We start from the raw sequence: 12023 nt of genomic DNA on the forward strand, positions 1-12023 counted from the left end.
GCCCACGGATTCAAGGCTGCGGGCGGGCACACCGAGCCGGAGGCGAGGTGCCGAGTGGTGGGGCAAGAGCCTTTTGGTTACTTTTGGGCTCTTTTCAAAAGTGACCCGCTGTAAGAGCGGAACCAATCCCCGCCGTTACCCAACAACGGATATGTACTCAACCCCAAAAATCACCGACCAACCTTCTTCTTAGGCACAATCTTCCCCAACACCCGCCGCGCCAATCGCTTCAATTTCGACTCCTTCTCCGGCTCCGCCAACCCCTGCTGCCTAAGCCAATCCTTCCAGCGAATCCGCTCATCACGCACCAGCCACCCCTCCTGCTGGGCAAAGCTCTCAGCCAGGTACAACCCCCGGGTACTGGCCGGATACAGCTGATCCTTCTTCACGGTATACAACTCAGCAAGCGGCTGGCCATCCTTCAACGGCATCAAATACAAATCCGGCCGCTGGCGGTCCAGGCGCGCGACAAGCTGGTCGCCTTCAAGCCGCTCATCCACATGGAACAGGCTCAGCGACTTGGCCTCCTTGGGCACCTCAAGACGCAAGTCATAAATCAATTGCAACGACGCGGTCGGCAGATGCACATAGGCCCGTGGGCGCTCGATCAGCTGCGTCGTGGCGCAGCGCACCGGGCGTGCGGCGCCGGACAGCGGGCTCAAGCGAAACGGCAGCGCCTCGCGGTAATGCAGGGCGGCGGAGTAGGGCGCCGGCAGCCAAGTGTCGTTGAACCGCCCGCCGAGCCAGCCTTCCGGCGTCTCCAACAGGCATTCCTCGGCAATCTCCTGGATGGCGGTGTGCAGCGGCAGGTTCAATTCGTGGGCGGGGACATAGCCGGAGATCAGCTTGAGTACCACGTCGCCACGGTCCTGGCGACGCTGGCGCACCAGCACCCAGTAATCCTTGTTCTGCCAGTGCAGGGTCAGGCGTACCGACACGCCGAGGTTGGCCAACTCCAGCGCGAAACGCTCGGGGTCTGCCACGTCTACCGGCTTGCGGCGTTGCAGGGTCTGGGCAAAGTTGAGCGGCATGCCCACGCTCTGGTAGCTGAGGCCTTCGGGCGTGGCTTCGACGTGCAGCGGCAGTGTCTTGAAGTTGCTGGGGTTTTTTCTTATGAGCGTTCGCGGCATGTCGGCTCCTTCCTGGGACGGGTCGGCCGCGTCGGCGGCATCAGAGTTGACGAATGACTTGGGCAGCGGTCGCCACGTTATGGGCCAGGTGCAGCGGATTAATGGTCCCGACAATAGCACTGGCAACGCCCGTTTGCGCAAACAACAACATGAAACTGGCGCGTATTGGATCCATTCCCGGCTCCAGGCACACATGGCCGCTGGCCAAGGCTTTTTTCACCAGAATGCCCTTGCCGTGCGCCGCCGCATATTCAATGACGGTTTTCTCGGCCTGTTCGTTCAGATTGTAGGTGACCATCGCGCAATCACCTTGTTCCAGAGCCTTCACGCCGCCCTCGACGGTTTTGCCGGAGAAGCCGAAACCGCGAATCTTGCCCTCTTGTTTCAGCGCCGCGAGGGTCTGGTACACCTCGCAGTCGTTGAGGATATGCAGGTCGTTGCCGTCGGAGTGCACCAGCACCAGGTCGATAAAATCAGTTTCAAGGCGTTTCAAGCTGCGCTCGATCGACAGCCGCGTGTGAGCGGCGCTGAAATCGTGGCTGGACGTGCCATTTTCGAACTCTTCACCGACCTTGCTGACAATCACCCAGTCCTTGCGCTGGTCACGCAACAGCGGGCCCAGGCGTTCTTCGCTGATGCCATAAGCCGGTGCGGTGTCGATCAGGTTGATCCCCAGTTCGCGGGCCTGGCGCAGCAGCATGCGCGCTTCGTCGTCACCGGGGATCTGGAAGCCGTTGGGGTATTTCACCCCCTGGTCGCGGCCCAGCTTGACGGTGCCCAGGCCCAGTGGCGACACCAGCAGGCCGGTGCTGCCGAGGGGGCGATGCAGGTCGTGCAGGGTAGGCAGGCTCATGGCAACAGTTGCTCCCAGGCAGGTTGGCCGAGGGTCGGTTTGGGCAGGTCGGGCAGGGGGGCGCCGGCACTTGGGTGGATACCGTCGCGCTCCAGGCTGTTGATTACCCGGTCGGCGAAGTCCGGCGCCAGCGCCAGTTTGGTCGGCCAACCCACCAGCAGCCGGCCTTGCTCGGCGAGGAAAGCGTTGTCGGGACGCGACAGGCCCGATTGCAGCGGCTCGGCCCGGTCGACGCGCAAGGTGGCCCAGCGGGTCTGGCTCATGTCGATCCACGGCAGCAGTTGCGCCAGCTCTTTCTGGGCAGTGGCGATCTGTTCTTCAGGCGTGCGCGCCACGCCATCGGCCTCGGCAATGTCGCCGCCCATGTACCACACCCAGTTGCCATCGGCCGCCGGGTGCGTGGTCACGGTGATGCGCGGTTTGGTGCCGCCGCCGAGGCAGTGGGCGTACAGGGGCTTCAAGCCAGGGCCTTTGGCGATGATCATGTGCAGCGGGCGCGTCTGCATGGCCGGCTGGCTCAGGCCCAGGGCGGTCAACAGGTCGGCGGTGCCAGCGCCGGCGCTTAGCACGATGCGCTGGGCGCGGATCTCGCGGCCATCGACCTTGAGGCCCACCAAGGTATCGCCTTCGCGCAGCGGTTCGATGTGCTGACCGGCGAGCAAGCCATCACCGGCCAGTTGCGCCAGGCGTTCGATCAGGCTGGGTACGTCGATGACCAGTTCGGCCAGGCGATAAACCTTACCCTTGAAGCGGCGGTCTTGCAGCGCCGGGGGCAGTTCATCGCCCTTGACCTGATCGACACGGCCACGCACCGCCTTGCTGGCAAAAAAGCTGGTGAGGTTGCCGGCAATCGTGCCGGGGGACCACAAGTAATGCGCCTCAGAGAGCAAGCGCACGCCGGACAGGTCCAGCTCGCCATTACCCGCCAGGGCTTCACGCCAGCGGCGCGGCATATCGGCAATCGCTTCGGATGCGCCGGTGAGGGCGCCGTGCAGGGCGTATTTGGCACCGCCGTGAATGATCCCCTGGGACTTCACGCTCTGCCCGCCACCCAAGGTGGCGCTTTCCACCACCACCGTGGAAAACCCCTGGCGGCGCAGGCGCGCATTCAGCCAGAGGCCGGCAACCCCGGCGCCGACAATCAGAACGTCGGTGGAAATAACGGATGGCATCGGCGACCTCAGTGTTCAAGACAAGAGGCGCAGTATACAGGCTGTTGAGTAGCGGTCAGTGCCCGGCGGTTTTCGAGAACAGCTGGATGACCACCACGCCCAGCACAATCAGGCCCATGCCCAGCATCGCCGGCACATCCAGCTTCTGCCCGTAGATAAACAGCGCCGCGATGCTGACCATCACGATGCCCATCCCGGCCCATACGGCATACGCCACGCCGACCGGAACGGTGCGCACCACCAGGGTCAGCATCCAGAAGGCCACGCCGTAGCCGACGATCACCAGCAGCAGCGGGATTGGCGTGCTCCAGCCCTTGATGGCTTTCATGGAAACGGTGGCGATCACTTCCGAGCAGATGGCAATGGCCAAGTAGCAGTAGGCGGCGTTCATGGGGTAGTCCTCGGTATGCAGCAATCTGATAAGGCCGGCATTCTAGAGGGTTGTCAGATGGGGTAAAGTCATTACCTATCCGAAATGAAGATGGGTTGAGCCATGGCCGTGCAATGGAATCTGGAACAGATGCGCTTGTTTGTCAGCGTTGCCGAACAGCGTTCGTTTTCAGCAGTGGCGCGCCAGCAGCGCAAGGCCCAGTCGGCGGTCAGCAATGCAATTGCCCTGCTCGAGGCGGACCTGGGCGTGAGCCTGTTCGAGCGTAGCAGCGGCCGCCAGCCAAGCCTGACCGAAGCTGGCGCTGTGCTGCTGGAGGAGGCACGCGAGGTGCTGCGCCAGTGTGAGCGCCTCAATGGCCGGGCGCTGTCATTGACGCGTGGTGAAGAAGCCTGCCTGCGCCTGGCCCAGGATGAGGCCATGCTGTTCCAGCCGGTACTCGACAGCCTTGAAGCGCTGGCGGCACATTACCCGCTGCTGGAAGTGCAATTGTCCAGCGCGGCCCAGGGCGATGTGGCGCGCAAACTGGTGGAGCGCCAGGCGGACCTGGGCTTGTTGTTCTATCACGACCAGATCCCCGAGGCCCTGGAGCGGCGGGTGGTGGGCAGTGTCGAAATGGTCACCGTGTGCGGCGTCAACCACCCGTTGGCCAAGGAAGGGTACGTCACCTGCCAGCGCCTGGCCCAGTATCGGCAGTTGCTGATGTCGACCCAAACCAGCGTTTACCCCGGCAGTGAAGCGGCCAGCCCGCTGGTTTGGCGCGCCGACAGTTTCTACGTGTTGGCCGAATGGCTGATGAGTGGCCTGGGCTGGGCCTGGCTGCCTCGGCATATCGTGCAGTACCCGACCTATCAGCAACAAATGGTCGAACTGGACAGCGAATGGACCCCGCCGGCGCTGGTGGTCGAGCTGGTTTGGCGGCGCGACGAGCACCTTGGCCCCGCCGCGCGCTTCCTCGCCCAACGTTTTGCAGAGTGCTTGCAGGCGATCGACTGAAAAAGCCGATAAACTCCGCCGCCATGAATAGAACTCTCTATAGCTGTCTGTTTTACCTGGCGCTGCCCTTGGTGGCTTTACGTCTGTGGCTGCGTGCGCGCAAGGCGCCGGCTTACGCCAAGCGCGTTGGCGAGCGCTTCTCCTATGGCTTGCCGCCGATGCAGCCGGGCGGGATCTGGGTGCATGCCGTGTCAGTGGGCGAAAGCATTGCCGCGGCGCCGATGATCCGTGGGCTGCTGGCGCGCTATCCGGCGCTGCCCATCACCGTCACCTGCATGACGCCGACCGGCTCCGAGCGCATTCAGGCGCTGTTCGCCAACGAGCCGCGCATTCAGCACTGCTATTTGCCCTACGATTTGCCGTGCGCGGCCAAGCGTTTTCTTGATCGCGTACAGCCCAAGCTGGCTGTGATCATGGAAACCGAGCTGTGGCCCAACCATATCCACGCCTGCGCCCAGCGCGGTATCCCGGTGGCATTGGCGAATGCGCGACTGTCGGCGCGCTCGGCCAAGGGCTATGCTCGGTTCGCCAAACTGACGGCGCCAATGCTGGCGCAAATGAGCCTTTTCGCCGTGCAAACCGAGACCGAGGCCCAGCGTTTTCTCAGCCTCGGCGCGCGACCGGAAACCGTTGAGGTCACCGGCTCGATCAAGTTCGACCTGACCATCGACCCCGAACTGCCAGTGCGCGCCGCCGCCTTGCGTGCGCAATGGGGCGCCACTGAACGCCCGGTGTGGATCGCCGCCAGCACCCACGCAGGCGAAGATGAAGTGGTGCTCGCGGCCCATCGCCAATTGCTCGAAAGCTATCCCAACGCGCTGCTGATTCTGGTGCCGCGTCATCAGGAGCGCTTTGGCCCGATGTTCGAGCTGTGTGAACAGCAAGGTTTTGCCACCGTGCGCCGTTCCAGCGGCGAGGCGGTCACGGCGGACACTTCGGTGTTGCTCGGCGACACCATGGGCGAGCTGCTGTTTCTCTATGCCCTGGCCGACAGCGCCTTTGTCGGCGGCAGCCTGGTGGCTACCGGTGGGCATAACCCGCTGGAGCCGGCGGCGCTGGCCAAGCCGGTGCTGATGGGGCCGCACGTGTTCAACTTCCTTGAAATCACCGCGATGATGCGTGAAGCGGGGGCGTTGCGTGAGGTGGAGGATGCAGAGGGGTTGGCCGAGGCCGTGCGGCAGCTGTTCGAGTTGCCTCGGGATGCGCAGAAGATGGCCGAGGCGGGGCTCAAGGTGATGCAGGCCAACCAGGGTGCGCTCAAGCGCTTGCTGGATGGCCTAGGCCGACTGATCAACTGACACAGCACCGCATAACCAATGTGGGAGGGGGCTTGCTCCCGATAGCGGTGGATCAGCCAATACATGTGCTGACTGACACACTGCTATCGGGAGCAAGCCCCCTCCCACATTGGTTTGTAGTGTGTTCAGTAACCGGGGCGGGCTTTCAGCTGCTCGGCCGCAGCCTTGGCCAGATCCGGCGGCAGGAAGTCCCTGTCCGGGTTGTAGTCAGCCTTGAGGTAGCGCGCCAGATCCTGCAGGTCCCCCGGGTTCAAGGTGCCCGCCGCCTGCTTGAGGCGCAGGTTGTCGAGGATGTAGTCGTAGCGGCTGTTGTTGTAGTTGCGCACCGACGCGTAGAGCTGGCGTTGTGAGTCCAGCACATCGACGATGTTGCGCGTGCCCACCTGGTAACCGATTTCCGTGGCTTCCACCGCGCTCTGGTTGGAGATGATCGACTGGCGGCGCGCCTGCACCTGCTCCACATCGGTGTTCACCGCACGGTGCAGGTTGCGCGTGTTTTCCACCACTTGGCGGCGCAGGCCTTCGCGTTGCTGCTCGGTCTGGCCCAAGCGCGAGTAGGACTCACGCACTTGCGAGCTGGTCAGGCCGCCGCTGTAGATCGGGATGTTCAAGCGCAGGCCAATCGTGCGCTGCTCCACATCGCCGCGGTACGGCGTGCCAAAGGCATTCGGGTTGCTGAAGCCGAGGGCGTCGTTGTCACCTTTTTCGTACTGCGCCACGGCGTCCAGGGTCGGCGCATGGCCAGCCTTGCGCTGCTTGAGGGTTTCTTCGGCGGCAGTGACCGCGTAGTTGCTGGCGAGCAGGTTGAGGTTCTGGCGGCCGGCCGTCTCGACCCAGGCCTTGGCGTCGTTCGGTAGCGGTGGCAGCACCGGCAGGGTGTGAACAATGCCCTGGATCGAGTTGTACTGGCGGTTGGTCAGGGTGATCAGCGCTTCAAAGGCGTCGTCCACCTGGCGCTGGGCCAGAATCCGGTTGGCCCGTGCGGTGTCATAGCTGGCCTGGGATTGCAGCACGTCGGTCTTGTCCGACAGGCCGACGTCGAAGCGCTCGTTGGACTGGTCGAGTTGGCGCTTGAAGGCGTTTTCTTCAGCCTTGGTCGAGGCCAGGTTGTCCTGGGCGCGCAGCACGGCGAAGTAGCTTTCGGCACTTTGCAGGATCAGGTTCTGTTCGGTGGCCGACAGCTGCAGCGCGGCCTGCTCGTTGGTGGCCTCGGCGGCTTGCAGCTGGAACCAGCGGTCGGCGCGGAACAGCGGCTGGCTCAGGGTCGCGCGCCAGGAGTGCGCATCGCGGTTGGCGGTGGCGGCCGGCGTGTCGATCTGGGTGCGCACGTTATTGATATCGGCGCCGCCCGACAGGTTCGGCAGCAGCCCGGCGCGGGCCTGGGGCACCACTTCTTTTTGCGCGCCATATTGCGCGCGGGCAGCAGCCAGGTCGGCGTTGTTGTCCACCGCTTCCTGGTAGACGCTGACCAAGTCAGTTCTGGCGGACAAGGGCGCTTCAGCTGCCCAGACCATTCCGTTGGTCGCACAAGACACGGCGAGAGCCAGTGAGAGTTTGCGCAGCATGTGGCGATCCCTAGAGTGAATATTACGACGATAATTTAGCGCCCAAGGCTAAGGCGGGCCATTCCTGGCGTCAAGCCTTCTGGCGGTCATCGAGTGTAGTGGCGCTGACCCGGCGCAACAATCCCGCAATCGCGCCATTCATCACGCTGAATACACGGCTATTGGCAATTTGCCCACGGCATGGTCTAGACTGGCCGCGTTCTTGTCGGGGTGCCTTGTTGGAAGGCTGAGATCGGTAAATACCGGATCCCGTTGAACCTGATCAGGTTAGCGCCTGCGTAGGGAACAAGATTTCTCGTCACCCGGCGAGTCCTCTTGTGCTTCGTCCGGGATGTTGTTCGACAATCGAACAGCCCTCGTGCGCCAAGCACAGCACTGGTTTCAGTGCGTCCGTCCGTCACAGGTTCGCTCCGACAAAAATCCACCGCCTGGATAGTTGGAGAGCCCGTGATGAGCACAGAAATAAAAAGTACAAAACTGAAAAATACCGTGCACCTGAGTGAATCGGCCAAGGTCGATTCCGGCTCCGTACAACCCTTTACCCGCTCGCAAAAAATCTATGTGCAGGGCACTCGCCCGGACATTCGCGTGCCGATGCGCGAAATCAGCCTGGACGTGACCCCCACCGACTTCGGCGGTGAAATCAACGCGCCCGTGGTGGTGTACGACACCTCCGGCCCCTACACCGACCCCAACGTGATCATCGACGTGCGCAAAGGCCTGGGCGATGTGCGCTCGCCGTGGATCGAAGTGCGCGGCGACACCGAGCGCCTGCCGGGCCTGAGTTCGCACTTCGGCCAGCAGCGCCTCAGCGACGCCGAGCTGACCGCGCTGCGCTTCGCCCACGTGAAGAACCCGCGCCGCGCCAAGGCCGGGGCCAACGTCACGCAGATGCACTACGCGCGCAAAGGCATCATCACTGCCGAGATGGAATACGTCGCCATCCGCGAAAACATGAAGCTCGAAGAAGCCCGCGCCAGTGGCCTGCTCGACCAGCAGCACGCCGGCCACAGCTTCGGCGCCAGCGTGCCGAAAATCATCACACCGGAATTTGTGCGCGAAGAAATCGCCCGTGGTCGCGCGATCATCCCCGCCAACATCAACCACACCGAACTGGAACCGATGATCATCGGCCGTAACTTCCTGGTGAAGATCAACGGCAACATCGGCAACAGCGCGCTGGGCTCGTCCATCGAAGAAGAAGTGGCGAAACTCACCTGGGGCATTCGCTGGGGTTCGGACACGGTGATGGACCTGTCCACCGGCAAGCACATCCACGAAACCCGCGAGTGGATCATCCGCAACTCGCCGGTGCCGATCGGCACGGTGCCGATCTACCAGGCCCTGGAAAAAGTCGGCGGCGCCGCCGAAGACCTGACCTGGGAGCTGTTCCGCGACACCTTGATCGAACAGGCCGAGCAGGGCGTCGACTACTTCACCATCCACGCTGGTGTGTTGCTGCGCTACGTGCCGCTGACGGCCAAGCGCGTGACCGGCATCGTGTCGCGTGGCGGTTCGATCATGGCCAAGTGGTGCCTGGCGCACCACAAAGAGAACTTCACCTACACGCATTTCGACGAAATCTGCGAAATCATGAAGGCCTACGACGTCAGCTTCTCCCTCGGCGACGGCCTGCGCCCGGGCTCGATTGCCGACGCCAACGACGCCGCGCAATTCGGCGAGTTGGAAACCCTTGGCGAGCTGACCAAGACCGCCTGGAAGCACGACGTGCAAACCATGATCGAAGGCCCCGGCCACGTGCCGATGCAATTGATCAAAGAGAACATGGACAAGCAACTGGAATGCTGCGACGAGGCGCCGTTCTACACCCTCGGCCCACTGACTACCGACATTGCGCCGGGTTACGACCACATTACCTCCGGCATCGGTGCGGCGATGATCGGCTGGTTCGGCTGCGCCATGCTCTGCTACGTGACGCCCAAGGAGCACTTGGGCCTGCCGAACAAGGATGACGTGAAGACCGGGATCATCACTTACAAGATCGCCGCCCACGCTGCCGACCTCGCCAAAGGCCATCCCGGTGCGCAGATCCGCGACAACGCCTTGAGCAAGGCGCGCTTCGAGTTCCGCTGGGAAGACCAGTTCAACCTCGGCCTCGACCCGGACACCGCGCGTTCGTATCACGACGAAACCCTGCCCAAGGACTCGGCCAAGGTCGCGCATTTCTGTTCGATGTGCGGGCCGAAATTCTGCTCGATGAAGATCACCCAGGAGGTACGTGAGTACGCGGCCAACCAGCGCATTGAAGCGGTGGACGTGGACGTGGCCAAGGGCTTGGCGGAACAGGCGGAGCGGTTCAAGCAGGAAGGGAGTCAGCTGTACAAGAAGGTCTGACCTCAGATTGCAGGTGCCTGCACTGGCCTCATCGGGGGCAAGCCCCCTCCCACAGTTTTGAACGTGTTCACACTTCAAAATGTGGGAGGGGGTTTGCCCCGCTCCCCCATTGGAATGCGTTCCAAATGTGGGAGCGGGCTTGTTCGCGAAGGCGATCCATCAAACAACAAAGTGCCCCTCAGAGATACCACCCTTGAACATTCAACCGAGTACCTACTCCCCCGACATCGCAGTGCCTGCTGACAAAAGAGTTTTTGGCGCCCGCGACCTGTTCTCCCTCTGGTTCTCCCTCGGCATCGGCCTGATGGTCCTGCAAACCGGCGCATTGCTGGCGCCGGGCCTGGGTCTCTCCGGCTCGTTACTGGCAATTTTCCTCGGCACTCTGGTCGGCGTGCTGTTGCTGGCCGCCGTCGGCGTGATCGGCAGCGACACCGGCCTGTCCGCCATGGCCGCGCTCAAGCTCAGCCTCGGTGCCAAAGGCGCCAGCCTGCCGGCGTTGCTGAACCTGCTGCAGCTGATCGGCTGGGGCTCGTTCGAAATCATTGTGATGCGTGATGCTGCGAGCCTGTTGGGCACGCGGGCGTTCAGCGAGGGCAGCCTGCTGGCCAGCCCACTGCTATGGACCGTGTTTTTCGGCGGGTTGGCGACCCTGCTGGCCGTGAGTGGCCCGTTGACGTTCGTGCGACAGATCCTGCGCAAGTGGGGCATCTGGCTGCTGCTGGCCGCGTGCCTGTGGCTGACCTGGAACCTGTTCGCCAAGGCCGACCTGGCCGCCCTCTGGGCTCAGGCCGGTGACGGTTCGATGCCGTTCGCGGTGGGCTTTGACATTGCGATTGCCATGCCGCTGTCGTGGCTGCCGCTGATCGCCGACTACTCACGTTTCGGCAAGCGCGCGAAAAGCGTGTTCGGCGGCACTGCGCTGGGCTTCTTTATCGGTAATTTCTGGCTGATGAGCCTGGGCGTGGCCTACACCCTGGCGTTTGCGCCCAGCGGTGAAGTGAATGCGCTGTTGTTGGCATTGGCCGGGGCGGGGCTGGGGATTCCGCTGTTGCTGATCCTGCTGGACGAGTCGGAAAACGCTTTCGCCGATATTCACTCGGCGGCAGTCTCCAGCGGCATTCTGCTGCGTTTGAAGGTCGAGCACCTGGCCTTGGGCATTGGTGTGCTCTGCACTTTGATCGCCTGTTTCGCACCGTTGGCCCAGTACCAGAACTTCCTGTTACTGATCGGCTCGGTCTTCGCGCCGCTGTTCGGCGTGGTGCTGGTGGATCACTTCATCCTGCGCCGGCGTGGCCTGGGCGCGGTTGCCAACCTGTGCTGGCCGGCACTGCTGGCCTGGCTGGGAGGCATCGGCACCTACCATCTGCTGGCCAACCTGTACCCGGATATCGGCGCGACCCTGCCGGCGCTGGTGCTGGCAGGGCTGTTGCAGTTCATCCTGGGGCGGGTCTTCAGTGGCGCACGGGCACCAGCTCAGGCTTGATGATGCCGTCCAGGCGCGAGTAGGGAATCTGCAACTCGACATGGCCGAGGGCATAAGGGGCGATGGTGGTGGTGGGGTACTTGAGGATCACGCCACCATAGGTCAACGCCACGTTTGGGGTTTTCTGGAAGGGGTAGGTCTTGACGAACTCCGGCTCCAGGCTCAGGCGCGTGCTGATCAGCCAGCTGTTATGCGCCACCTGGGCGGCTTTCCAGAAGGCCTCTTCCTTGCCCGGCAGCAGCATGTCGGTCAAGGACAGGGCTTTTTGCTGCTGGCGCGAATAGTTGATGAACGCACGGCCCGGCTCGCCGTGGGTGGCGCCCTGGTCCAGGTAACTGGATAACTCGATGATCACCAAGCCGTCATGCTGCTCGCGTACTTTGGCCTGCAAGTACATGTTGTTGCGCGGGGCGGCGGTCTGCAGGAATTGCTCGCGATAGCTTTCCAGGCTGGTCGGCAGCGGATCGCTTGGCGCGGTGCGGGTCATCTCGAGCAGGCGTTGCTCGATCAAGGCGTCCAGCTTGGGCTCCTTGGCAAAATGCACCGTGTCGATATTCACCAGCGGGCAATCGGCGCTGGCGCAGCCTGGCTTGCTCTGCTCGGTGGCGTCGCGGGTGGCTTCCAGCGGGGTCTTGAAGCTCGGTTGGAACAGGCTCTGGCAGGCGCCGAGGGTCAATGCGATGCAGGCCACGGAGGCGATTTTTAAAAGCGACATGTAGGGTCTTCGTCCGTCAATAAGAGCGAAATTGTGCAGCTTCGACTACCGGCAAGGCAGTCAGTTCG

Annotated in this window: 10 protein-coding genes and 1 riboswitch; of the genes, 4 read left to right on the plus strand and 6 right to left on the minus strand. The window is 62.9% G+C overall.

The features are described 5' to 3' along the window. Nucleotides 1–170: 170 nt before the first annotated feature. From GIW02_RS02525 to GIW02_RS02540, 4 genes are read right to left on the minus strand one after another with little or no spacing between them, the layout of a single operon-like run. Nucleotides 171–1130 carry a metal ABC transporter ATPase gene (locus GIW02_RS02525; protein ID WP_236415600.1) on the minus strand — a complete coding sequence of 320 codons (960 nt, stop codon included), beginning with the start codon at nt 1128–1130 and terminating at the stop codon, nt 171–173. Between the two features lie 40 nt (nt 1131–1170). Beyond that, on the minus strand, nt 1171–1983 hold the full coding sequence (locus tag GIW02_RS02530) for an aldo/keto reductase (RefSeq protein ID WP_236415602.1): 813 nt from the start codon (nt 1981–1983) through the stop codon (nt 1171–1173). After that, the gene (locus GIW02_RS02535; protein WP_236415603.1) at nt 1980–3155 is read right to left on the minus strand and encodes an FAD-dependent oxidoreductase; all 1176 of its coding nucleotides are present in this window, start codon (nt 3153–3155) and stop codon (nt 1980–1982) included. Before GIW02_RS02535 ends, GIW02_RS02530 begins: the two co-directional genes overlap by 4 nt. A 55-nt stretch (nt 3156–3210) precedes the next feature. Then, nucleotides 3211–3546, minus strand: coding sequence for a DMT family transporter (locus GIW02_RS02540; RefSeq protein WP_027604927.1), 336 nt, complete (start codon nt 3544–3546; stop codon nt 3211–3213). 102 nt (nt 3547–3648) lie between these two features. Between GIW02_RS02540 and GIW02_RS02545 the strand changes: the two genes are divergently transcribed. Both GIW02_RS02545 and waaA read left to right on the plus strand, forming a co-directional pair. Next, on the plus strand, nt 3649–4539 hold the full coding sequence (locus GIW02_RS02545; protein WP_236415614.1) for a LysR family transcriptional regulator: 891 nt from the start codon (nt 3649–3651) through the stop codon (nt 4537–4539). Nucleotides 4540–4562: 23 nt separating this feature from the next. Continuing rightward, the gene (waaA, locus tag GIW02_RS02550; RefSeq protein WP_236415616.1) at nt 4563–5837 is read left to right on the plus strand and encodes a lipid IV(A) 3-deoxy-D-manno-octulosonic acid transferase; all 1275 of its coding nucleotides are present in this window, start codon (nt 4563–4565) and stop codon (nt 5835–5837) included. Between the two features lie 125 nt (nt 5838–5962). On the opposite strand, the gene GIW02_RS02555 is transcribed toward waaA, so the two are convergent. After that, nucleotides 5963–7402: a TolC family outer membrane protein gene (locus GIW02_RS02555; protein WP_236415618.1), complete on the minus strand. Its 1440-nt coding sequence runs from the start codon at nt 7400–7402 to the stop codon at nt 5963–5965. 196 nt (nt 7403–7598) lie between these two features. Further along, nucleotides 7599–7704: riboswitch (TPP riboswitch) on the plus strand. Between the two features lie 148 nt (nt 7705–7852). Between GIW02_RS02555 and thiC the strand changes: the two genes are divergently transcribed. Both thiC and cytX read left to right on the plus strand, forming a co-directional pair. Then, the gene (gene thiC / locus GIW02_RS02560) at nt 7853–9757 is read left to right on the plus strand and encodes a phosphomethylpyrimidine synthase ThiC (protein WP_065874378.1); all 1905 of its coding nucleotides are present in this window, start codon (nt 7853–7855) and stop codon (nt 9755–9757) included. A gap of 193 nt (nt 9758–9950) precedes the next feature. After that, nucleotides 9951–11240 (plus strand): putative hydroxymethylpyrimidine transporter CytX, encoded by a 1290-nt coding sequence (gene cytX, locus GIW02_RS02565; RefSeq protein WP_236415620.1) that lies wholly within the window; start codon nt 9951–9953, stop codon nt 11238–11240. Here cytX and GIW02_RS02570 read toward each other — a convergent pair. Next, a complete protein-coding gene (locus tag GIW02_RS02570; RefSeq protein WP_236415622.1) occupies nt 11209–11955 on the minus strand; it encodes an RsiV family protein in 747 nt (248 codons plus the stop codon). The genes cytX and GIW02_RS02570 overlap by 32 nt on opposite strands. Nucleotides 11956–12023: the final 68 nt, after the last annotated feature.

The organism is Pseudomonas syringae (assembly GCF_021606685.1).
In the GTDB taxonomy this organism is placed as follows: domain Bacteria; phylum Pseudomonadota; class Gammaproteobacteria; order Pseudomonadales; family Pseudomonadaceae; genus Aquipseudomonas; species Aquipseudomonas syringae_R.

Coding starts and splice junctions, on each gene's coding strand:
- GIW02_RS02525 (WP_236415600.1), bottom strand. CDS start 1,130: ATGCCGCGAACGCTCATAAGAAAAAACCCCAGCAACTTCAAGACACTG.
- GIW02_RS02530 (WP_236415602.1), bottom strand. CDS start 1,983: ATGAGCCTGCCTACCCTGCACGACCTGCATCGCCCCCTCGGCAGCACC.
- GIW02_RS02535 (WP_236415603.1), bottom strand. CDS start 3,155: ATGCCATCCGTTATTTCCACCGACGTTCTGATTGTCGGCGCCGGGGTT.
- GIW02_RS02540 (WP_027604927.1), bottom strand. CDS start 3,546: ATGAACGCCGCCTACTGCTACTTGGCCATTGCCATCTGCTCGGAAGTG.
- GIW02_RS02545 (WP_236415614.1), top strand. CDS start 3,649: ATGGCCGTGCAATGGAATCTGGAACAGATGCGCTTGTTTGTCAGCGTT.
- waaA (WP_236415616.1), top strand. CDS start 4,563: ATGAATAGAACTCTCTATAGCTGTCTGTTTTACCTGGCGCTGCCCTTG.
- GIW02_RS02555 (WP_236415618.1), bottom strand. CDS start 7,402: ATGCTGCGCAAACTCTCACTGGCTCTCGCCGTGTCTTGTGCGACCAAC.
- thiC (WP_065874378.1), top strand. CDS start 7,853: ATGAGCACAGAAATAAAAAGTACAAAACTGAAAAATACCGTGCACCTG.
- GIW02_RS02570 (WP_236415622.1), bottom strand. CDS start 11,955: ATGTCGCTTTTAAAAATCGCCTCCGTGGCCTGCATCGCATTGACCCTC.